The sequence below is a fragment of the Bacteroidetes bacterium endosymbiont of Geopemphigus sp. genome, assembly GCF_002904345.1.
Classification (GTDB): Bacteria; Bacteroidota; Bacteroidia; order Flavobacteriales; family Blattabacteriaceae; genus GSPS2-BC2016.
The window spans coordinates 40330-62889 of record NZ_PEIH01000005.1; the positions used below are offsets into that span (position 1 = coordinate 40330).

General features: G+C 35.9%; 17 protein-coding genes and 1 tRNA gene. 7 read left to right on the forward strand and 11 right to left on the reverse strand.

Annotation, left to right across the window (positions count from 1 at the left end; all coding sequences use genetic code 11):
* Positions 1-197: 197 nt before the first annotated feature.
* Positions 198-2693 (reverse strand): DNA gyrase subunit A, encoded by a 2496-nt coding sequence (gene gyrA, locus CS842_RS01450; RefSeq protein ID WP_103327086.1) that lies wholly within the window; start codon positions 2691-2693, stop codon positions 198-200.
* A 45-nt stretch (positions 2694-2738) separates the two neighbouring features.
* The gene (gene aroB / locus CS842_RS01455) at positions 2739-3827 is read right to left on the reverse strand and encodes a 3-dehydroquinate synthase (RefSeq protein WP_241518412.1); all 1089 of its coding nucleotides are present in this window, start codon (positions 3825-3827) and stop codon (positions 2739-2741) included.
* Between the two features lie 413 nt (positions 3828-4240).
* Between aroB and priA the strand changes: the two genes are divergently transcribed.
* From priA to CS842_RS01470, 3 genes are all read left to right on the forward strand, one after another.
* Complete coding sequence (gene priA / locus CS842_RS01465) at positions 4241-6718, forward strand: replication restart helicase PriA (RefSeq protein WP_146037424.1); 2478 nt, start codon at positions 4241-4243, stop codon at positions 6716-6718.
* Positions 6719-6961: 243 nt separating this feature from the next.
* A complete protein-coding gene (locus CS842_RS06790; protein WP_195909820.1) occupies positions 6962-7138 on the forward strand; it encodes an O-methyltransferase in 177 nt (58 codons plus the stop codon).
* A 243-nt stretch (positions 7139-7381) separates the two neighbouring features.
* A complete protein-coding gene (locus CS842_RS01470; protein WP_103328000.1) occupies positions 7382-8692 on the forward strand; it encodes an NAD(P)/FAD-dependent oxidoreductase in 1311 nt (436 codons plus the stop codon).
* Between the two features lie 290 nt (positions 8693-8982).
* Here the strand turns inward: CS842_RS01470 and CS842_RS06795 are convergent, their stop codons facing one another.
* On the reverse strand, positions 8983-9144 hold the full coding sequence (locus tag CS842_RS06795; RefSeq protein WP_195909821.1) for a hypothetical protein: 162 nt from the start codon (positions 9142-9144) through the stop codon (positions 8983-8985).
* Between the two features lie 244 nt (positions 9145-9388).
* Positions 9389-9760, reverse strand: coding sequence for a hotdog fold thioesterase (locus CS842_RS01475; protein WP_241518413.1), 372 nt, complete (start codon positions 9758-9760; stop codon positions 9389-9391).
* Positions 9761-12484: 2724 nt separating this feature from the next.
* On the opposite strand from CS842_RS01475, the gene fmt reads away from it, so the two are divergent.
* Positions 12485-13477 (forward strand): methionyl-tRNA formyltransferase, encoded by a 993-nt coding sequence (fmt, locus tag CS842_RS01480; protein ID WP_103327094.1) that lies wholly within the window; start codon positions 12485-12487, stop codon positions 13475-13477.
* Positions 13478-13560: 83 nt separating this feature from the next.
* A complete protein-coding gene (locus CS842_RS01485) occupies positions 13561-13851 on the forward strand; it encodes an HU family DNA-binding protein (protein ID WP_103327096.1) in 291 nt (96 codons plus the stop codon).
* 56 nt (positions 13852-13907) lie between these two features.
* Here the strand turns inward: CS842_RS01485 and pdxH are convergent, their stop codons facing one another.
* Both pdxH and CS842_RS01495 read right to left on the reverse strand, forming a co-directional pair.
* Complete coding sequence (gene pdxH, locus CS842_RS01490) at positions 13908-14555, reverse strand: pyridoxamine 5'-phosphate oxidase (RefSeq protein ID WP_103327098.1); 648 nt, start codon at positions 14553-14555, stop codon at positions 13908-13910.
* Between the two features lie 506 nt (positions 14556-15061).
* Positions 15062-15442: an START-like domain-containing protein gene (locus CS842_RS01495; RefSeq protein WP_195909822.1), complete on the reverse strand. Its 381-nt coding sequence runs from the start codon at positions 15440-15442 to the stop codon at positions 15062-15064.
* A gap of 122 nt (positions 15443-15564) precedes the next feature.
* Here CS842_RS01495 and CS842_RS01500 point away from each other — a divergent pair.
* Together CS842_RS01500 and CS842_RS01505 are read left to right on the forward strand one after the other, a co-directional pair.
* Positions 15565-15638: transfer RNA gene (locus CS842_RS01500), tRNA-Met, on the forward strand.
* 590 nt (positions 15639-16228) lie between these two features.
* Positions 16229-16768: an NAD(P)H-dependent oxidoreductase gene (locus CS842_RS01505; protein WP_103327103.1), complete on the forward strand. Its 540-nt coding sequence runs from the start codon at positions 16229-16231 to the stop codon at positions 16766-16768.
* A 24-nt stretch (positions 16769-16792) separates the two neighbouring features.
* Here the strand turns inward: CS842_RS01505 and CS842_RS01510 are convergent, their stop codons facing one another.
* The 5 genes from CS842_RS01510 to lepB all read right to left on the reverse strand — a co-directional run bounded on the left by CS842_RS01510 (position 16793) and on the right by lepB (position 22545).
* On the reverse strand, positions 16793-17416 hold the full coding sequence (locus tag CS842_RS01510) for a thiamine diphosphokinase (protein WP_103327105.1): 624 nt from the start codon (positions 17414-17416) through the stop codon (positions 16793-16795).
* Between the two features lie 9 nt (positions 17417-17425).
* Complete coding sequence (gene lptB, locus CS842_RS01515) at positions 17426-18163, reverse strand: LPS export ABC transporter ATP-binding protein (RefSeq protein WP_430537308.1); 738 nt, start codon at positions 18161-18163, stop codon at positions 17426-17428.
* A gap of 560 nt (positions 18164-18723) precedes the next feature.
* Positions 18724-20406 carry a S8 family serine peptidase gene (locus tag CS842_RS01520; protein ID WP_103327109.1) on the reverse strand — a complete coding sequence of 561 codons (1683 nt, stop codon included), beginning with the start codon at positions 20404-20406 and terminating at the stop codon, positions 18724-18726.
* Positions 20403-21017, reverse strand: a complete 615-nt coding sequence (locus CS842_RS01525; protein WP_195909823.1) for a WbqC family protein — start codon at positions 21015-21017, stop codon at positions 20403-20405. The genes CS842_RS01520 and CS842_RS01525 overlap by 4 nt, the downstream gene beginning before the upstream one ends.
* Positions 21010-22545, reverse strand: a complete 1536-nt coding sequence (gene lepB / locus CS842_RS01530) for a signal peptidase I (RefSeq protein WP_103327113.1) — start codon at positions 22543-22545, stop codon at positions 21010-21012. Before lepB ends, CS842_RS01525 begins: the two co-directional genes overlap by 8 nt.
* Positions 22546-22560 lie beyond the last annotated feature (15 nt).

Consider the following 22560-nt stretch of genomic DNA (forward strand, 5'->3'; position numbering starts at 1 on the left):
ACTACGCTTTCAGTTTTTTTTCAAAAGATTTTTAAAATATATGCTTTTTATGGTTTTGTTTACTTTAAACAACGATTATTTTTAAATTCTGCATACATGATTTTTCCGCTTTTCTTACTGTAATTATTACATAATTTTACGATTTTAACCGGGGATTATAAAAATTTTCCTGGTTTGTTTTAGTATTTTACTCATAACTATTCCTTTGATTGAGACTCCAGTGTTTCCTCAAGAGCCTGACTTTCGAGCCGTCTATCCTGAATAACCTTAGCTACCGCCGCAATTTCATCGCCTTTTCTCAGATCGATCAAGCGTACTCCTTGAGTGGCGCGACCCATTACACGAAGATCTGATACAGGCATACGAATGGCAACCCCCGATTTATTGATGATCATCAGATCATTTTCATCCGAAACACTCTTAATAGCGATCAACTCACCGGTCTTTTCAGTAATACTTATCGTTTTTACGCCTTTTCCACCTCGGTTGGTTATACGATAGTCTTCCAGAGAAGAGCGTTTTCCATAACCTTTTTCCGAAACCACGAGAATATCTTCTTTACCTTCTTCTTCTACACAAACCATACCGATGACTTTGTCATTTTTATTCTTTAAGCTAACCCCTATTACCCCGGAAGCTGTACGTCCCATGGCACGCACCCTTTCTTCTGGAAAACGAATGGCTTTACCACTTTTTACGGCGATAAGCACCTGACTTTTACCACTGGTAAGTCTCGCTTCGAGCAAAGTATCTCCCTCTCGGATGCTAATGGCGTTGATACCGTTTTGTCTGGGTCTTGAGTATTGTTCAAGAGAGGTTTTTTTAATAATACCCGCTTGAGTGATCATAATTACATTTTGCCGAGCTATATAGTCCGCATCATTGAGGTTTCCGGTTAAAATAAAGGCCCTTACCTTATCATCAGAGCTTATCTGGATGAGGTTTTGTATAGCTCTACCCTTGGCGATTTTCGAGCCTTCAGGAACTTCATAAACGTGCAGCCAGAAACATTTGCCTTTTTCGGTAAAAAAAAGCATATACTGATGATTGGTCGCCACAAGCAGATGTTCAAGAAAATCTTCTTCCCGGGTGCTGGCGCCACGATTTCCTATGCCTCCGCGCGATTGGCGCTTATATTCCGAAAGAGGCGTGCGTTTAATGTAGCCAGCATGCGATATGGTCAGCACCACATGTTCATCGGCTATCAAATCCTCCATGGTAACTTCTCCTCCGGAGTACTCAATTAGGGTACGGCGCTCATCTTTGAATTTTTCTTTTATTTCTAGTAATTCATCTTTGATAACGCGCATTCGCAGGGGTTCTTGCGCGAGGATTTCCTTATATTTTTCTATAGATCTGGAAAGATCCTCATACTCAGCTTTAATTTTTTCATGCTCTAGGTTAGTAAGGCGTTGCAGACGCATATCCAAAATGGACTTTGCCTGGATCTCCGTATGCTGAAATTGTGCGATGAGATCCTCACGCGCCTCATCAGGAGTCTTAGAGCCTCTGATGAGAGCGATAACAGTATCCAAATGATCCAGAGCTATAAGCCGTCCTTCTAAGATATGGGCACGTTCTTGCGCTTTTATCAACTCATATTCAGTGCGACGAATTACAATCTCATGACGGTGATCTACAAAGTGGCGTACCAGATCTCTTAGATTAAGCTGCATGGGGCGACCTTTAACTAGTGCAATATTATTTACACTAAATGAGGTTTGTAAGGAAGTATATTTAAATAAATTATTTAATACTACATTAGGTACAGCGTCTTGTTTCAGAAGATAAACGATACGCATGCCCTTACGGTCGGATTCATCACGTATATTGAAAATATCTTCCAGTTTTCCATCTTTGATCAGATCGGCGGTTTTAGCGATCATATCGGCCTTATTTACTTGATAAGGAATTTCCTCAACAATGATACATTCCCTTTTTTGAAGTTCTTCAAATCGGGCTTTGGCGCGTATAATAATGCGTCCGCGTCCGGTATGGAAAGCCTCCTTCACTCCTTGATAACCGTAAATAATGCCACCGGTCGGAAAATCGGGCGCTTTGATATACTGCATCAACCCTTCTACCTGGATATCCGGATCCTCGATATAGGCGCAAATCGCCTCTATACATTCGCGAAGATTGTGCGGAGCCATATTGGTAGCCATACCCACGGCGATACCCGATGAACCATTAACTAATAGATTGGGAATACGTGAGGGCAAAACGGTAGGTTCTTGCAGTGAATCATCAAAATTCAGTTGGGTGTCTACCGTTTCTTTTTCAATATCGGTAAGCATCTCCTCGGAAATTTTTTGAAGTCGTGCCTCGGTATAACGCATAGCTGCGGGAGAGTCTCCGTCTATTGAACCGAAGTTACCCTGCCCATCGATCAGCAGATAACGTAAAGACCATTCCTGGGCCATACGAACCATGGCATCGTACACCGAACTATCCCCATGAGGATGATATTTAGCCAAAACTTCCCCTACTACCCGAGCAGATTTTTTATAGGGTCTGTTGGACATCATGCCTAATTCGTACATACCGAAAAGTACGCGCCTGTGCACAGGTTTCAAGCCGTCTCTCACATCTGGCAGCGCTCTTGAAACGATTACCGACATCGAATAATCGATGTAAGAGGTTTTCATTTCATCTTCGATATTAATAGGTATAAGTTTTTCTCCGTCGATCATTTGTGGTCTATAAATGTTTTATATCTAATGAATTGTAAATATAGTCTAATCTCTATGGGTTTTGTTTAATACGGTATTAAAACTTTCTCTGATCAGATCTATGGAGATTTCATGGTCATAAGTGCACGCACCGATTTTTGAAAGCAATGCAAAACGAATTTTTCCTTTAAAGTTTTTTTTATCATGATGCAAATGCATCACTATTTTATCTGAAGTGCTCTCATCGATCTCTTTTAAAGGATAAATACCTAAAAGTCTTTGGGCTATCTCTTCATATTGTGATTTTGGCAGCCCATTGATCTTCCAAGACAGCCAAGCTTCACAGACCATGCCCAAAGCTATGGCTTCGCCGTGTAAAAGTGGCGCCTGAGTGCTAAGAAAATGGCTTTCTATACCATGTCCTATGGTATGGCCGAAATTGAGAATTTTTCGTAATCCATTTTTCTCATAAGGATCTTTCGAAACCACATGGCTTTTAATCATATTAGATGTTCGGATCGATTCGTTCCAGGAAGTAGCTCTACTTGCAGGCTGTTTTCCCATTTTTTGCCAGAGCTTTTTATCAGCGATCAGTCCATGTTTGAAAATCTCTGCCATACCCGATTTGAGCTCACGCTCTGGTAAGCTTTTTAGATAATGCTCATCGATGATTACCATTTCCGGATAACGAAACAGACCGATTTCATTTTTGAGATGATCCAAGTCAATACCCGTTTTTCCACCTATGGAGGCATCCACCATAGCTAAAAGGGTAGTTGGAATATTGATAAAGGAAATACCTCGTTTAAAAACCGATGCGGCGAATCCCCCTATATCGGTGATAACCCCTCCGCCAAGATTGATCATCAAGCTGTTTCGGTCAGCTCTCCACTGGCTCAATTGACGCCATATATAAAGACAATTTTCAATATTTTTTTCCTTCTCGCCTGTTTTAATGCAAAGCATCCGCGCTTTTTGTAGTACAGGGATAGACTCAATTAATCGTGGCAAGCAAAGTGTATATGTACGGGTATCTGCAAGAATAAACAGATTTGAATATATTCCTTGGAGTTCAGAGAGTCTTTTTTGAAGCTCAGCATAGCCTTGCTCATGAAAATATATGGGATACTGAACGGTCTTTATGAGCTCTTTCACTTTGTGAAGATTTCAGGCTAAAGTACGAATTTTTATTCTCTATCTTTGATTTCTGATATGTTACATCTAAAGTTTATGAATAAAAATTACCTTTTTGAAAATTCTACTCATTTGGCCTTTCAGCTTAAATCCGATAAAGAACCAAAGAAAACTTTTTGGCTCTTTAAGATGATGAAAAGACTTTACCTTACGTTTTGGGGCTTTTTTAATGACCTGGCTTTTAAAATATCGAATCAAAGGGGTTCACCAATTGATAAAATGTACGATAAATAGAGGTAAAAAACGTATGAAGAAAAATCTCTGGAAATGGATTTTGAGCATGTTTATCTGGAAATTCTTAACGATACAAATGTACCAAAAAGACCGTATGGAATATCTCAAAAACATTCATCTGTGAAAATTCTGTCAATCTTGTGAATTCCACTCGCTATTTCGTGGATCTTATACTGCCTCTTTCATTGGAAGGCATTTTTACCTATAATCTAGAAGAAAATGCTTTTAAAAGTGTGGAAGTAGGTATGCGGGTAGCTGCCCCCTTTCGGGGGAACAGTTTATATACTGGAATCGTTTTTAAAAAGCATACAAAAGCGCCAGAACTCTATAAAACGCGTTCAATTTATCAAATACTCGATGATTATCCTATTGTCACGGAAGAGCAGCTTAAACTTTGGCAATGGATGTCCGATTACTACCTCTGCACTTTAGGTCAAATCTATCAGGCGGCTCTTCCGGGCGCTTTCAAATTGCAAAGTGAAACGCTCATCAGCAAAAGATGGGAAGTTGCTCCAAAAAAAGGAAATCTTTCTGAAAAAGAAAGTTTGGTCTGGGAAGCGCTCGAGAGGGCAAGCAGTCTTTCAATAGATGAAATTTCTCAGTTAATTGAGACCAAAAGCACATTACCTACGCTCAAAAAAATGTTAGATGAATCTCTGATTCAAATTCATGAGCAACTTATTGAAAAATATAAAGTCAAAAAAGAACGTTATATTTTTATTTATCCTGAGCTTCAGGGAAAACAAGAAAAGGAAGAACGATGGTCCGAGATTTTTTCCCGACTGGAAAAAAGTCCGCGACAAAAGGAAGCATTGATGTTTTTTCTTTCTTACAAAGCCAAAGAAAATAAGCCTCTCAGGCAGGTAGAATTTTTAAAGAATTCAGGTGCTTCACAAGCTACATTGCGTGCTTTAATCGAGAAAAAAATCTTACATAGCGAAGCTTTGACTGTAGATCGGGTGATCTATGAAGATATTTCCGGTCCTTTAATCGAATTACCTGAACTTACGGTAGCTCAACAAATAGCTTATCAGAAAATCAGCCGATGTTTTAAAATAACGGATACAGTGGTTTTACATGGGGTAGTGGCTAGTGGAAAAACTGAAATTTACATTCAATTCATACAAAAAACCATTGCTCAGGGTAAAAACGTACTTTATTTATTGCCTGAAATTTCCCTGACCACCCAGCTTGTGGTAAGACTCAGAAAACATTTCGGAGCTCATATGGCCCTTTACCATTCCAGACTACATCAAAATGAACGTGCAGAACTTTGGAGGAAGATTTTGCAAGGAGCCTATCCTCTTGTAATAGGAGTGCGATCAGCGCTTTTCCTTCCTCTATCTTCCCTTGGCTTGCTTATTGTCGATGATGAACATGAAGCAGGTTTTAAACAACAAGAAAGTCTGCCTTATTATCATGCGAGAGACACGGCTTTGATATGGGCGAAAATGCAAGGAGCCAAAAGCATATTGGGTTCGGCTACACCTTCTTTAGAAACTTACCACAATGCCCAAATAGGTAAATATGCCTGGGTAGACCTAAAAGAGCGATACGCCATAAGTAATCCCCCTTCTATAGAGCTCATCGACCTTAAAGAGAATTATCATCGCAAGTGTATGCACGGACTCTTTAGCGAAGATCTTCTATCGGCTATTGAAGAAACTCTCAGAGAAAAAAAACAATTTTTATTATTTCAGAACAGGCGCGGATATGCCCCAATAATTCAATGTCAGAGCTGTGGATTTGTACCTGAATGCGCTCACTGCGATGTAAGCCTTACCTACCATCTCAGCAAGCAAATTCTGCTATGTCATTACTGTGGGTACTCCCAAGCAAACCCTCATTATTGTTTTATGTGTGGAAGTGTAGCTCTTGACCATAAGGGTTTTGGAACTCAGCAGATAGAAGAGCAGCTAAAAACTTTTTTTATGCACGTTCGGGTGAGCCGAATGGATTCCGATGCTATGTATAAAAAGTTTGCCTACGAAAAACTTATGGCTGATTTCCAGGCTAAAGATATCGATGGTCTTATAGGAACGCAAATGCTCGCTAAAGTTTTGAATTTTGAAGAAGTGGCTCTTGTAGGTATCATTCGCGCTGATCAGCTTCTTGCCTATCAGGATTTTCGTGCCGAGGAGCGCGCTTATCAGATGCTTAGTCAACTCTCTGGAAGGTCAGGACGCCGTGAGCTGACAGGTCGAGTGCTTATACAGACTTTTCAAAGAGATCATCCCGTGCTTAAAGAAGTACTCAGGCAAGGATATGAAAGTATGTGTGTCAGGGTATTGCAAGAGAGGAAGCGATTTTTTTATCCACCTTACAGCAAGTTAATTGAAATTACCTTGAGTCATAGCAATGTATCTAAAATTTCTGCCGCTTCCGATCAGTTGGGTAAGTTGCTTCGCGTTTATTTCGGCCCTCATCTATTTGGTCCTGAAACCCCAACGATAGGACGTATCAAAGGCAAATATTTGCGTAAAATTCTCATCAAGCTTCTTCCTGAGAAAGAAGCTTTAGTTCAAGGGCGTAATTATATTCGTAAAGCAATCAAAAATTTTCATACCGTAAAAGCCTGGCGTTCTATCCGGTTGCTAGTAAATGTAGATCCCCTTTGAGTTTTTCCAAAAGTCAATAATTAGTTATTTTTTATAATTATTATTAATAATGAATCTTTTATTTTTAAGATGAAAGATATTTATCCGGATCTGTAAAATATATTCTCTGTAACAGCATACAAGATCCCACTTTTCTTAAAGTACTTGCCAGATAGATATAGATAGATATATTAAATACTCTTAATTCGCGTGCTCAGAAGCGCTTGCTTAGTATGTAGTTCTAATTTGATCAGGCCAATAAATATGGGTTATATCTCAAAAATATATTTCCGAGCTTCGGAGTACACTCATCAGATTCATCAGATCTTTGGTGATGCCCGTAAGGAAATTCCTACCTTAGCGGATCTTTCCGACTCGGTAGTTATCGATGTGCTGAATTTCGATTTGGTACTACCTAGGATGAGAAGAGGGGGTGCATAATTTCTGATAATGTATTGTGGTATGCAAAGGTAGCGGAAAATTTCCCCTGTTGACAACAAAACAAGTTCTTTAGCGCCTCCTACAATGAAAATTTCGTTATGACCCCACAGGGTAGATACACTGATTTTACCCATTCGCGATGGGCTTAGTGTTACACGTGTAAAATAAAATTCGGAAGAATAGCTAAACAATTCCAATCAAGATCGAAATATCTTTTAGCTTTGCATGCTTAATCATAAGAATATGAATATTCCCGAGAGTGGTTTAAAAAGAGTAGTTATTATAGGCGCAGGATTTGGAGGTTTGCAACTTGCAAAGAAGCTTCGTAGAGATAAGTTTCAAGTGGTTTTGATCAATAAGAATAATTATCATACTTTCCAACCTCTTTTATATCAGGTTGCTACCTCAGGTCTCGAGCCTGATTCAATTGCACACTCTGTACGAACTATTATTAAAAAAACCGAGAATTTTTATTTTCGTTTGGCTCAGGTGCATCGCCTCGATTCAAAGTTGAGAAAAGTCCACTCTAATATAGGTGATCTTTCTTATGACTATTTAATCATCGCTACCGGGTCGCAAACCAATTTTTTTGGCAACTCCAGCATTGAGCGGTATGCCTTGCCTATGAAATCAATTCTCGAAGCCTTGGATTTACGAAGTTTAATCCTGCAAAATTTTGAGACGGCCTTGCTTACCAATGATCTTAAGGAACGAGAGCGTTTAATGACTTTTGTAATTGCAGGAGGAGGGCCGACAGGAGTGGAGCTTGCCGGAGCGTTAAGCGAGCTGAAAAACTTCATATTGCCTCGAGACTATCCAGATTTAGATATTAGCCGTATGAACATCCACCTAATTCAGGCCACTCCTTGCTTACTTGATGGAATGTCTAGGGCATCAGCCGATGCGGCGCTGGATTATTTGAAAAAATTCGGCGTAAATGTTTGGCTGAATTGTCCGGTAAAAGATTACAATGGTCAAATCATATACATGGGCAACGGAGAGGAGATAGAATCTGCAAATCTTATATGGGCGGCAGGTGTAAGAGGTGCTCTGATCGATGGGTTTGAAGTGAGTTCTATAGATCGTGGTCGTTTATTGGTAGACCCTTTTAATAGGGTAAAAGATTATGACGAGGTTTTCGCCATAGGCGACATAGCAGCTATGAAAAACGACAAGCGCTTCCCCAATGCTCATCCGATGACTGCCCAACCTGCTATTCAACAAGGTGTTACTCTGGCAAAAAATCTCAATTGCCTAGCTGAGGGAAAAAAAATGAAGCCATTTCGCTACATAGACCGAGGGTCCATGGCTACTGTCGGACGAAACAAGGCAGTATGCGATTTGCCGTGGTTTCAATTCAAAGGTTTTTTTGCCTGGCTGATCTGGATGTTTATCCATTTGGTCAATCTAGTAGGCTTTCGAAACCGTATGGTGGCCTTAACCAATTGGATTATTCAATATTTTCAATACAATAAAAGTGTTCGCTTAATTATACGTCCTTACCACAGGGTTCAGCCAGAGAAGAAAGAGAAGGTGGGATTAATGGAGAACTAAGGATCAATTGGGATATAATATTTTCTATCTTATATAAAAATTTCTTGAATAGCCCTCATTCTTATGATAAATTTTAAAGCGGTGTTTTTTAGTAAACCGAATACCACGGGAATAGGATGCAAATCTTTGATAAGACTATTAATATCAGGTTGATTTCGAAATCAAAAATCGATAAGAATTTTTAGATGTTTAATCTACTCTGATATACTCTACTTTTGGTATGACTTATCAAGATGTTGAATGACCTATACAATGCTCTTCTATTTCTTTTATACTCTTAAAATTTCATTTTAGGTAAGCCCCATTAGCGTGCCTGCCAGGACTATAGTTTGAAAACTATTGACTTTGCTTTTTAAAAGCAACTCAGGGGTGATGCCTATCCAAAGACCATGCATGGCACAAAAGCCTCTAGATAGGTGATGGTGAGATTTTGAAAAGATTTTTTTTAACACGTGATAATACGACTTTTTCTATTTGACCAGATTTGAGCTCCGAAAGGACTTTTTTTTAATTCAGATATATTCTGTTCATTGTTCATGACTACTGATAATAAAATGACTTTTTTTACGTGTAAGTCTCCCGTTACCTATATATAACTGAAGTTTTTACCATGTGGTTTTCGAAAGAGAACAAAGCCTTGATCTTTTTGATGTGCTATACAAGTTTTTACATAAAAGCGTTTAAGCTGTATTTTCTTCAATGGGTAGGATATTTCAAATATATGATATTAGTCATTTTACAAAAAGATATAAGTAATTTATTTTCATCATGTATATTAATCTGTATTACATGCGTTCTTTTACCGTTGTAGAGCATTTCGGCCTTTGCAAATAACGTTCCTTCTTTTTTCGATCGAATATGATTGGCGGAAATTTCCAGTCCCATTGCACATTGATTATCTCTGTTTATATAAAGTAAAGAAAGCATGCTTCCCGTACTTTCAGCTAAAGCTACTGTTGCGCCACCATGTAAGCATCCCATAGGTTGATATACACCCGAGTGAATGGGCATGCACGCTAGCAAAAAATCTTTACCCCGTTCTATAAATTGAACACCGAGGGTTTCCATAAATGTATTTTTACTCAAATGGTTGATTGACTCAAGTTCTGTCATGAAAAAAATCGACACCTATGATTTTCCATTTATAAATTTAATGAAAAAAATGAGCTGATAATAGGGTAAATACAGTATAAAATTTTACCTCATTTAGGAAATTTTATATGTACTTTTTTAAAGATGTAAAGTTTTCCTTGTAAAAAAAAACTTGTTTTTTTTGCTCTAAAAAGCAAAATTCACTTTCAAATACAATACCTTCTGAGAAAATTCCTTTTTAAGCGTAATATTCAAAAGAATCTTTATACTAATATTTCGGACATAAAAAATAGGATTCATTCTTAAATAATTGATCTGAATAAATTACAGAACTCTTTCGACATCGATTAAAATTCGTATTGAACATATATTTCCATGATTCTTATTTTTAATAAATATATAAGTAGGAGCACAAAGCACTTTGAATTCATTTAAAATACAAATAAAATTAACACTTATAAAAAAAGGAAACAAAGTTAAAACAAATGAAGTTTAGAAAATTTTCTTTTACTTAAATGTTAATGCAGAATGATATTGGAAGCTGTTAAATTACTTTTGAATCATGGCACTGAAGAACCAATATACTAAAAAAAAGGTGTGAAGTATTATGTAAAACTCTATAGTAGATAAAGCTAAAAATTTTTTAGCCTAGACATCCGAAAATAAAAAATTCATAGCTATCAACCATGAGAAAATTTTCTCTTTATAGGGAACCATAATTAACCTATTTAGACCTCTGATTGTTTTGTGTTAAAAAGAAATGAGAAAATTTTAAGATCATTTTTATTTTTTTACTTAGAATATGTGTAAGAAGAAATACATTCTTTACAAGAGAGAGTAATATGCTAACCACATGTCTATATAGAAAATATTAAAATACCTATCTCTCCAAAAGAGATCCGAAAAGTAAATTCATGTAAAACAAAAATAATAGCTATAGAAGAAGTACTAAATTAATATGGTCTATAAAAATAATTAAGATTTAGAAACCGATAAAAAAATGTTTTTTAACCCTATTAACAAGACTTTCAAACCAAATTGAGTATAAAGACTATCTCCGTGGATTTTATCGAGTGTGATTTTGATTGTATATGTATCTGCCTTCAGCCTGCTTAAGGATCAAACCTAAGATATTACTCAAAAGAGAGCAAACAATTTATTAAAGACTATTTTATACGTCAAATAAGGTGAAAAAACTCACAAAGTCTTTTAAAGGGGGAGCTATAAAAGTAAGAGGCACTATAAGGTAGTATAAAACAATTGTATTTTTATCTATGGCCAATAACTAAGCCTGGAAGGGATATATTAAGATTTATAAACAACTCCCTTGCCGAGAAGATAGGCAAGAAAGGGGTATTGATACCCTTAATGGAAATAACAAACACCATGGAGGATTTTTAGCTTTAAAGCTATAGCGTATGATAGTTTGCGTCACCACTGATCCATCTGCCGCCCCAAATGAATTTGTTATAATTATTATACTTCTTTCTTATTATTGTAACACATAACAATTTTATGTTGTTTTAATCAGAAATAATAAATTTTAAATTTACCTGTATTCTTGATTTCACCGATAAAAAGTTATTTAATGATAATTAATATGAAATCATTCGTAAAATGATAAATACATATTTTTTCAAAAGTATATTATTTATAAATATTATTATATATTGCTAATAAATACAATTCACATTATGAAAAAATCGATTGTTTTATTTGGAATTTTATTTTTTTAGGTTCCTGAAATTCAAAAATAGAAGAGAAAAGCATTCCACGAGCTTCAAAAAGCTTTTTAGAATTCTCCTATACAAATTAGCTTGTAAATGGTTATTTTAAAGGATATGACTCTATTAAAGAGTTGATTGCAGAAGGATATTTTGGCTAGGTACTTATCATAATATGAATAGAGAACTTGTTCTTCTCGATGGGATTTTTATCTAATAGACTATAATAGTAGAAAGTACGTCATTCGTATAAAAAGATTTTTTAGTTCATTAAAATTAGGCGCACTTCGTCCACCTAAAAAAGAAGGTGCCACTTTAGATGATGTATAAAGATTGTGCTATTTTCAATTTAAATAATCAAAGGGGTGTAGTTATACGAAGGGGTTAGTTTTTCGGGTTTTTATTTCCACTATCTTTCATCATTGATTTCACTACTAAAAATCTTAAAACATAACTCAATATTACAAAAATTTTAGAGGTCAACAGTCCTAGCTTAGAAAGATCTAAAGAGCCACTTAAAATTTATTAATAGTACTGCCCCGTTTGATCTTTAAGTTTTCTTAAAGAGGGCCCTTATAATATTATTATCAAGTCATACTTTTTGAACTTCTGTTGCTTTTTTTCTTATGAAGTATTTAATATTTTTTTATCCCTTGCCATCCCTTTCCAGAGATTTGACATGTCTTTTTTTTGCTTATAAGCTATTTAGTTTACAACTATCTGATTAATAGAAGAATTCCATTAACATATAATAATAAACTATAATTTATATTTAATAGTTTATGGCATATAAAATTCTTTCGAATTTATTGATATTAAGTAGAAGAAATAGTATCTTATGGTGGAATAGTTTTATGCTTAACTTGCTGAGGATGCAAAAAAGGAGATAGTAAATTATTGAGCATTTGCTGTGCAGATTTATATTTTATAAATCATTACGAATTAGTTAACTATAAATTATTTATATATTCTTTTTATGAAAAAATATCCACGTATCGTTTTTATGGGAAGTCCAGATTTTGCTGTTTACTCCCTTGAAAAATTACTCGAGCAGAAATACCCTGTGGTAAGTGTAGTAACTATACCGGATAAACGAGCTGGAAGAGGTCAGAAAATATTTGAACCAGCGGTAAAAAAATATGCCCTCATACACAAGCTTACAATTTTACAGCCTGAACGGGTAAGAGATGCATCTTTTCTGGAAACCTTACGAAATTTGCAGCCTGATGTCATTATTGTAGTAGCTTTTCGTATGCTTCCAAAAGTCGTTTGGAGTATGCCTAAGTTGGGAACTTTCAACCTACATGCTTCTTTGCTTCCGAACTATCGCGGTGCAGCTCCCATACAATGGGCTATTATGAATGGAGAAAAAGAAACCGGTGTCACCACTTTTCTTTTGGATGAACATATAGATAGTGGGGCAATACTTTTGCAGAAAAAAACACTGATTGACCCGGAGGAAACTTTCGGATCTCTTTATCAAAGGCTTGCTGAAATGGGCGCTGACTTGGTTCTTAAAACCCTTCAGGGGATTACTGAAAAAAGCCTGCAGCCTCAATCTCAAATTATAAAAGAAAACCTGAAAACGGCGCCCAAACTTTTTCATCAAGACGGAAAAATTCATTGGCAAGCACCTGTAGAGGATATCTGTAATAAGATTCGTGGATTAAATCCTTATCCGGGAGCTTGGACTCAATTGACAAATGAATCAGGCAAAAAAATGCTATTTAAAATTTATCGAGCTACCTATTCTTATAAATTGCATTCTCAGCCTGTAGGTACAATTATTTTAAAAAACAAAGAAATGAAAATAGCCATTATAGGAGGTTATATCTCTATTATCGAGGGACAATTAGAAGGAAGACGACGTATGCAAGCAGATGAGCTCATCAATGGGCTACAAAGAAAGAATTCTATTGTATTAGATGATGAAATATTAGATCAAAGCATAACTGAAATTTTTCAGTAACTTGGAAGATATTGTTTAAATTCTATATTTGCTCCTATGTTTAAGTATAGTAGTGTTTATCATTACTGGAAAAATTTTAAATCATGAACAAAACCGAAATGATCGAAGCAATAGCTAAAGACATCTATGGGCTATCGAAAGAAAAAATCAACCAAGTGCTGGCTTCTTACGTAATGCAAATTAGTGAATGTTTAGAAAAAGGAGATAAACTAGCCTATCCTGGATTAGGAACCTTTTCAACTCAGATAAGACCTGCCAGAAAAGGGAGAAATCCTCAAACAGGTGAGGCCATTGCTATTCCGGAAAAAACTGTAATAAAATTCAAGGCAGCTGCAGAGATCTCCAATAAAGTAAATCATAAGAATAAAAAATAACGTTATGTATTTTTATTCCTAAATAAAACCCTGTATCAATGGGGTTTTTATTTTTATCAAGGAGCTAAACGTTCTATTTTCCATTGCTGCTTCTCAATAAGTGTAAAACATATCCTGTCATGCAGACGACTATTGCGTCCTTGCCAAAACTCTATATGATGAGGCTTTACCACGTACCCCCCCCAAAAAGGGGGTCTATGAAAATTATGATTCCTAAAGCGATTTTCATAATATACATAGCGCTCTTCAAGATATATCCTTGAAGGAATAATAGAGCTTTGCTGCGAAGCCCATGCGCCTATGGAGCTTTCCCGGGGTCTTTTTAAAAAATAAATATCTGAATCTTCAGCTCTTAGTTTTTTTGCCTGTCCTTTTATGATAATCTGACGTTCAGTATCTGGCCAAAAAAAAGATAAACATACCTTAGAATTTCTCTCTATAGCATATGCTTTTTTGCTTTTGTAATTTGTATAAAATACAAAACCTTCATCTGAAAAAGATTTAAGTAAAACCACTCGCGCTCCGGGAGAATGATCCTCATCGACAGTAGATAAAGATACCGCATTGGGTTCTAATAGATATTCAGAGTTTAAAGCCTCTTGAAACCAACTATCAAAAAGCAACATAGGATCTCTCGGGAGGTCTTTTTCAAGTAATTTTTTTTGTATATAATTCTTGCGCAAATGGCTAAAATCTCGATTCATATAAACTTTTATTTAAGTAGAAAAACTAGAAAAGCTCTAACGAAACTGCGCGCTGCAGTTCTTCAAAAATTTCATGTAAGCGTGTTATCTCATAATTTTTTTCTATAGTGACCTAACAGGTCACACACTAAAGTCCTTTAAAAAAATACCTCATCAGCGCTTTGCATCTCCATATGGAGATAACTCTGCCTATTTAACGGCATAACGATTTACCCTTTCTAAGGTACTCTAAAAATTTACTCCTCAGCACAGATTTTTGCACTACTTCTTCAATTTTAAGTGTTAGAATACATTTCCTTTAAGAAAAAACAAAAAACCTTGTGACTCCTGAACTAACCTGTTATGTTGATTTAAAAAAAGCATATTCACGAATATATACATCGGTCAATCGTTTTTTCAGATCAGAGAAAAACGAGAGTGTACTAAGCGAAATCGGTATTTGTATGTATTATAATTGATCCAAAATATAAATTCCTTAAGAAAGGAAAATTCTGAATAATATTTTATCATCGACCTACAATTCTTTCAAGACATCTGATTTGGGCCTTCCAAAATAACGTAGCTTCCTCTACCTGACCAGGATCGGCAAAATCGGTGACGAAAAGTGAAACATCTCCGGTAATTTCATCTTTTTTAATCTCCATTTCAAAGAAGTATTTTGTATTTTCATCTTGTTCCCATCTAAATCTAACATGACTTCCTGCCTTATTTCGAATTAGAAAAGCCACTTCTTCGTTTCCTTTATCCCATCTAAAAGTAAATTTTTCTCCTAAAGATCGGACATGGTCCGCGAACCATTCCGAGAGCCCCGATGAAGAAGATATATAATTATAAAGAACAGTCATTGAGGAATGCATAATAAATTCTAACTGAAACTTTTCACGCATGCGGATTATTATTTTCGGTTATAAGGGCGAAAGATATAAAAATCAAAGCACTCAAGGATATTATATTTATGGATACTTTTTAGAGAGCTGAAATAAAATGTACATTTGCTATGTCTTTACAGGGCGTGGTAGCTCAGTTGGTTAGAGCGTCGGATTCATAACCCGGAGGTCGGTGGTTCAAGTCCCCCTCACGCTACAAGTTCACTTTATGATTTTTTGTTATTAGTTATCTTTAAAAATCAAATATTTTAGTATTTAATCTTCAAAAACAATGCTTATGATCTTAATTTGTGATAAGTTTTTATCAAAAATTAAAGAATTGTAAGAGATTTTGTGTAATTAGATTATTTAAAGTGAAAAATTTTATCCATTTTTGACAAAACACCCAAAAAGCAAATAAATATCTTTTGATATCTATTATGCATAATAACGTTATTATTGTATCACAGGATTTTCCTCTCTCAAAGAAGCTAAAAATATTTAGGAGATAATACTTTTTTTAACATATCGTTTTTAAAAGTTTAGCAACACCAGATATTGATTTTTACTTTTGAATTTGACGAAAATTATGTAAACAAAAGTCAGTTAGTCTTTACTTTCCTGCAGTTTTTTAAAAATAGTCTTCTTTATCAGGCAAAAACTGTATAAATATTTACATCCTAGAGGATGTTTAATTCTAACAAACGTTTTGCTAAAAGAGAAAATTACAGATCTTGAAATAAAAGATTGTGTTAAAAAATATTAATATATTTGCAAAATAAGCTGCGATAAAAAATATCGACGTAAATGAATACTTTACTGCTGCTTGCACATCCTAATTTAGAATCCTCTATTTCCAATAGGAGAATTATAGAAACTATCTCTTCATTAAAGGATGTTGAAGTACATTCGCTCTATAACTTATACGCCGATAAAAAAATCGATGTAGCGGCTGAGCAAGAATCGCTTGTTAAGTCGGATTTGATAATTTTTCAGTTTCCCATGTTCTGGTTTAGCGCACCACCTATCTTAAAAACCTGGCAGGATCAAGTTTTGAGCCCCGGTTTTGGATTTGGAGCTGCTCAGGAAGATTTTAAATTAAAAGGTAAAAATCTGCTGCTTTCTATCACTACAGGTGGCAAGCGAGAAAAATACCATGTCGGAAATTCTTATAATTATACTTTAGATGAAACTTTACGTCCTTTGCAAATGATGGTCAACTATTGTAAAATGACCTATAAAGGCTATATACAATCTAATGGGAGACCCTTTACAGAGAAAGAAGATCTGGATAAAGAAATAATTAATCACACAGAAAAACTTATCGCTTTTATTAAGGATTTTTAAAACATTTGAGTTTATCAATTTTTTTTAGCGCTCCACAAATAACAGAAGTGAGCCGGATTTATAGCTTATCTTAACTTGATCTTTAATAGCCTTATTTCGCGTGCTAATGCATCCCTTTAGGCTAAGATTTTCGCCCTGAAGGGGGTATTTTAGACCCTTTGTATCTATTCCTTTTGTCTCTGGAAAAGGAAAGAGAGAAATCATTTTTCCTTTGACTTTCGGAAGTATTGTGAGTTTTTCGGCAAAAAAATAGCAGTAATAATTATCATAGAATCGAAGTGATAACTTTTGACTATATTTCAAGCCTACAGAGAGATTGCCAAGGAAATGATCTTGTTCTCTGCCGCTGGCACCCCAAACATCTACATTTTTGAATCCTTTTTCGTCGATGATTTGAAGTGCTTTTTCAAAATCTGTAGAGTTCTGATCCGGTGTGTGAATGAATTGAACACCTTTAGGAAAATTAACTGTTTCCAGCGAATCCCAGTCCCCGTTTACCACATCAGGACTTATGCCTGTTTCCTTTAAGTACCTATATGCCCCGTCGGTAGCGAATATCTTTTCATAATCTCTTTCTTTTGGAAAAATCAAAGGAGGCTCTCCATTGATAAATAAAGCTATTTTAGAGTATTTATAAAGATGATCCATGTAAAAATTCTAAGAATTTTTTAGAACAAATTTTTCGCCCAAATATACTTTTCTTACCATAGCATCCCGTGCTAATTCCTCAGCGGTTCCATGTTTAAGAATGCTTCCTTCGAACATCAAGTAAGTACGGTTGGTAATGACAAGGGTTTCTTGCACATTATGATCTGTAATGAGGATACCGATATTTCTATTTTTAAGTGAGGCAATGATTTTTTGAATATCTTCCACAGCGATAGGATCTACCCCTGCGAAAGGTTCATCGAGCAATAAAAATTTTGGATCCATAACCAGCGCTCGGGCAATTTCAGTGCGCCGGCGTTCTCCACCTGATAAAAGATCTCCACGATTCTTGCGCACATGCTGCAGACTAAATTCTTCGAGGATACAATCGGTTTTCTTTTTTTGTTCAGCCCGAGAAAGCGATGTCATTTCGAGTACACTTAAAATATTATCTTCCACAGAAAGTTTTCTGAACACAGAAGCTTCTTGCGCTAAATATCCTATGCCTTTTTGGGCTCGTTTATACATGGGGGCCAATGTAATATTTTCATCCTCGAGGAGGATTTTTCCTTCCGAGACTTGAATTAAACCTACGAGCATATAAAAGGTCGTGGTTTTACCCGCTCCGTTAGGCCCGAGCAAACCCACGATTTCTCCTTGGTTTACCTCTAGCGAGACATCTTTTACCACAGTCCTTCCTTTATAAATTTTGATCAGATGATCACCTCTGAGTTGCATATGTATCATTTAAACGTCACTAAGATAAATATTATTGAAACCTTAGAGGGAGTCTATAAACTCATTCCATAAAATGTGTCAAGAGCAAGGGCAGAAAAGAGAAACCTCCCATAAGGAAAGAATAATAAATCGCATTTCGTCTAGGTGAAGAAAAAATCACCAAATGGTAGGGGCTTGTGTATAACACATAAGTAGCTGTAGGTCATGTCGAGACCGCTGAAATCTTATCAGATTGCCTAGAAGGGAAATTTCATAAAAAAAACTAAGAACATTACAAGAACTTCTTCTGATTCCAGAGAGCAAATAATCCATGTATAAATCTCCTCGAGCTAAAGGGTAAGAAAAAAATCGGAAAACAAAGTAGGACGTTGATGTAACATCCTTACTTTTTGCAGTTAAGATAGCTTATCTATAGATTTTTATGCGAATAAAAGAAAATCAATATTTTTCCGCTTCACACCTCTTACTAATTTCTGGAAAAATATGCTTAATAAATATAAATTTCTAGAAATGCATCTTTAATTAAGTTTTTTTTGAAAATACTTTATCATTTGAAGTGTTTTTAGAAATTAAAATTTTCCATATTTTTTTTCAGCTAGCTCTACAGCTTTGTATAGATTTAATATACCTCCGCTTTTTGAGAGGTTTGTAAAAGATATCTTCTTGATAGGTGTTTTTTTTTCCTCTTCCCCGGCATCTGATGGAAGGCTGACCATTTTATTTACTTTATGTACACTAGAAAGCAGTAAGTCTTTTACCTCTCGTGCGTTAAGTTTGGGATAATGCGACCAAATCAATGCAGCGGCTCCTGCCACTACCGGCGCGGCCATGCTAGTGCCTTGTAAATATCGGTAAGTATTTTCCGGAGTGGTAGAGTAAATTTCCACACCTGGCGCGAAAAGATCCACGCGCTCTTTCCCATAATTTGAAAAAGAGGCTGCTAAGTTTTCATCATTTTTATAACTTGAGGCGCCTACGTTGATCCATAAATCGCCAAGTTTATTTCCATTTTCATCCTCGTTTGAGGGGTAATTTTTTTCCTCATCTAAATTTTTGCTCTCGTTACCGGCAGCATGGATTAGTAAAACTTCTTTACTTTGCGCATATCTTAAAGCATTATCTACTGCTTGTTTTTCCGGAGAGAAGGCTTTTCCAAAGCTCATATTAATAATTTTAGCCCCCTTATCTACAGCATAACGTATGGCGTTGGCTATATCTTTATCTCTTTCATCGCCATCGGGAACAGCCCGAAGACTCATGATACGCACCTGATCAGCTATTCCTTTAACCTGATCACTTTCGCGATTTGCACCAATGATCCCTGCTACATGTGTGCCATGTAAATTATCATTCTCCTGAGGTCCTTTTACACGATTATTACCATAAAAACGTTCATTGATATCCTCGTAATGATCTCCTACTATAGGCCTGGGGTCAAAGTTGATGTTGTATAAATATTTGGCATCTTTTGTATAATGACTGATTACATCATCGAGGTCTTTTTGAATGGTGCGTTTGATTTCTTGTATGTTTTTTCCTTCTACGGAATCTGGAGAGGTTTTAAAAAGATTTTCTTGTAGTGTGTTTTTTACCAGAACAACCTCAGGACTGCTTTCTTTTACAGAATCAACAAGCGCACAGGAGAGCTTCTGCTCGCCTAGTTGTTGGGAAACTTCATCAAAACCTAGGCTGAGCGCTTTTTTTAACTTCTGAAAATGATGGGCTTTTACGAGATTTTCAGTGCTTTTTATCAGATTTTCTTCATAATTTTTTTTACCTCCCAGGTATAATTTATAATGCTTTGGATATTGCGCTTGCATGCTCTGGTCTTTGAGTACGTCTCCACTCTCAAAAATGGGTTTAAACCTCCTTACGATCCGCGTACTTTCTATATTGTCTTGTTGAACATCCCCTTGGAGCCCTCCAATGAAGTTCCAGCCATACAAATCATTTACATAAGTATCGGAATCCCCAGGTTTTCCGAGATTGGGGTTTATCCATAAATTAGGTTTGAGATCTTTATGATCAATATCAATGCCTGAATCAATAACAGCTACGATAATAGACTGAGCTTTTCTTTGTTTTTTATGTAAGAATTGGTAGGCTTTTTCCGTTCCTATACCGTATATTTTACTGCTTCCAAAATCTTTATGATGCCAGTTTTTTAAAGAATTCTCTTTGTTAGAGAAATCTTGAGCGAATAGGACTGATAAGGAAAAAAGCCCAATGAATAAATTGTGTAAATATTTCATGTATGTAATTTTTTAAGATAATTAAAACTTTCAGGGCCTTCGTTAAAGAGTAAATCCAATAAGCTCAAATCAGGAAAAAAACCGTGTTTTTCTGAAAATACCTGTTGATATTTTGGAAAATCTTGATTCAATTGCGATTTTACAGAGAAAGCATCTCTGAGATCTCGCCCCTGTGTATATTTTTTTTGGTATTGATAAGTAAAACGTTTCGATAATGTAATTTTCAAAATATTCGCTATGATTTGCATACACTTTTGATTAAAATCCAATAAAAAAATTTCCTTTTTTTCAAATAACGCAATAAAATCCATTTCGTAAAACTTAAAATAAGGAGAAGATCGGTAGGCATTTTCCAGAGATTTCTGGTGTTGCGTTCTCCAGGGAATTTCATAGCAAATGCGCACATCTTTATATTTTCTCTTTCCCTCATGCCGAATAGGTATGATCAGTGAAAGCCATCCATTGGCTCCGTAGAGATAACAGCGATTACGAAAGCTTTGCTTTTCGTAAAAATCTTCCCTTTCAAAAATCGTTTTCTTCACTTGTAAATAAAAAGCCCAATAGCTTATAGGAGCAAAATAGTATACTGGAAGGATCTGTTTTTCAGTCACTACTTGTGTTTTTCTTTTTCTTTCGCCTCTCTTTGATAAAAGAATAGACAAAATAAATACCCAAACTTGTCAACACATAAGGAAGGTAAGAGGTTTTTATGCGGCTGTTTTCATTGGTCAGGGTTATAATGCGCTCCTGACGAAGTTTCCATTTGAATATGTTCAGCGGATGATCTCTGTCCCAGTCAATGCTTAGCCAGGTAAAAATAGGTTTACCTACGATATGATCTTGTGGAACAAAACCCCAATAGCGTGAGTCTAATGAGTTGTGTCGGTTATCACCCATCATAAAATAATAATTCTGCTCTATGACATACTCCTGCATTGAGCGGTTGTCTATAAAGAATTCTCCTTCACTCTCCTTTAAAGTATGCCCTTCATAGCGCGTGATAATATCGCGATATTGACTTATGTTATTTTCTGAGAGTTTTATTATATCTCCCTTTTTAGGGACGTAAAGAGGGCCATAAAAATCACGATTCCATGTGGAATTTTCAGGAAAAATTCCAGGCTCTGTAAATTCTTTTGAAAACAGGTGTTTTTCTATTGAAGTCACATTGTCTAGTTCGCTTAAGATCTTAGCGTACTCATCAGTAAGCATAATTTCATAAAGTGCGCCTCTATCGCCACTTTCATCACCTTCGATTAATTTGATATCCTTAATACCCAGGTAATTTTTCAAAAAATCTTCATTTAATCGGATTTCTTTGGTTTGTACGATGTAAGAATATTGTTTTTCAGCATTCTTAGGTAATGCCTCTGGTTGTCCGTTTACCTGAAGTTCACCGGATATAATCTCGAGCGTATCTCCCGGAAGGGCTATACATCTTTTGATATAGTGATCCTTTCGATCCGGTGCGTTTTGTGTAGAATCAGTAGGAAAATTAAAAACTACTATATCACCAGGTCGAATAGGGGTGAGCGCCGGAAGCCTCTTATAAGGTAAACGTATACGATCGATATATGACCGTATCCCGATTATTGGAATGGTATTGTGCGTAAAAGGAAATCCTATGGGTGTTAAAGGGATTCTCAAGCCGTAATGAAATTTGCTTACAAACATAAAATCACCTACCAGTAAGGTGCGTTCCATAGAAGGAGTGGGTATGGTAAAAGGTTGTATCAAATAAGTATGGACAAAAGAAGCAAATACCACTGCAAATAAAAGAGAGGACAGAGCCGTTTCCTTGCGTTCTTCCACGCCTGTAAATTTTGTCCGTGGAAGGTAATTTATATAATAGATATAAAATCCTAATGTAATGATTACCAAAAAAGTATCTTTACTGCTACGTTTTCCGAAACAGCGAATAAAATCAACCCATAAAACTCCATAGAGTACTACGCAAATAATAGGTATGAAAAACAACACTATCCACCAGCGGGGTCTTCCGGTGATCTTGAGCATCACCCAAAGACTATAAATCGGAAGGGCAGTCTCCCAGGATTTTCGGCCAGCTTTTTGATAAAGCCTCCAGGTTCCCAAAAAATGTAGGACTTGCAAGGTGACAAAAATGAGAATCCAGTTCATAGTAATATTATCCGT

What these genes read in the sequence shown, in the direction of transcription:
- gyrA (WP_103327086.1), bottom strand. Translation starts at nt 2,693, where the DNA reads ATGATCGACGGAGAAAAACTTATACCTATTAATATCGAAGATGAAATG.
- CS842_RS06790 (WP_195909820.1), top strand. Translation starts at nt 6,962, where the DNA reads ATGGGTTATATCTCAAAAATATATTTCCGAGCTTCGGAGTACACTCAT.
- CS842_RS01470 (WP_103328000.1), top strand. Translation starts at nt 7,382, where the DNA reads ATGAATATTCCCGAGAGTGGTTTAAAAAGAGTAGTTATTATAGGCGCA.
- CS842_RS01475 (WP_241518413.1), bottom strand. Translation starts at nt 9,760, where the DNA reads ATGGAAACCCTCGGTGTTCAATTTATAGAACGGGGTAAAGATTTTTTG.
- fmt (WP_103327094.1), top strand. Translation starts at nt 12,485, where the DNA reads ATGAAAAAATATCCACGTATCGTTTTTATGGGAAGTCCAGATTTTGCT.
- CS842_RS01485 (WP_103327096.1), top strand. Translation starts at nt 13,561, where the DNA reads ATGAACAAAACCGAAATGATCGAAGCAATAGCTAAAGACATCTATGGG.
- pdxH (WP_103327098.1), bottom strand. Translation starts at nt 14,555, where the DNA reads ATGAATCGAGATTTTAGCCATTTGCGCAAGAATTATATACAAAAAAAA.
- CS842_RS01495 (WP_195909822.1), bottom strand. Translation starts at nt 15,442, where the DNA reads ATGCGTGAAAAGTTTCAGTTAGAATTTATTATGCATTCCTCAATGACT.
- CS842_RS01505 (WP_103327103.1), top strand. Translation starts at nt 16,229, where the DNA reads ATGAATACTTTACTGCTGCTTGCACATCCTAATTTAGAATCCTCTATT.
- CS842_RS01510 (WP_103327105.1), bottom strand. Translation starts at nt 17,416, where the DNA reads ATGGATCATCTTTATAAATACTCTAAAATAGCTTTATTTATCAATGGA.
- lptB (WP_430537308.1), bottom strand. Translation starts at nt 18,163, where the DNA reads ATGATACATATGCAACTCAGAGGTGATCATCTGATCAAAATTTATAAA.
- CS842_RS01520 (WP_103327109.1), bottom strand. Translation starts at nt 20,406, where the DNA reads ATGAAATATTTACACAATTTATTCATTGGGCTTTTTTCCTTATCAGTC.
- lepB (WP_103327113.1), bottom strand. Translation starts at nt 22,545, where the DNA reads ATGAACTGGATTCTCATTTTTGTCACCTTGCAAGTCCTACATTTTTTG.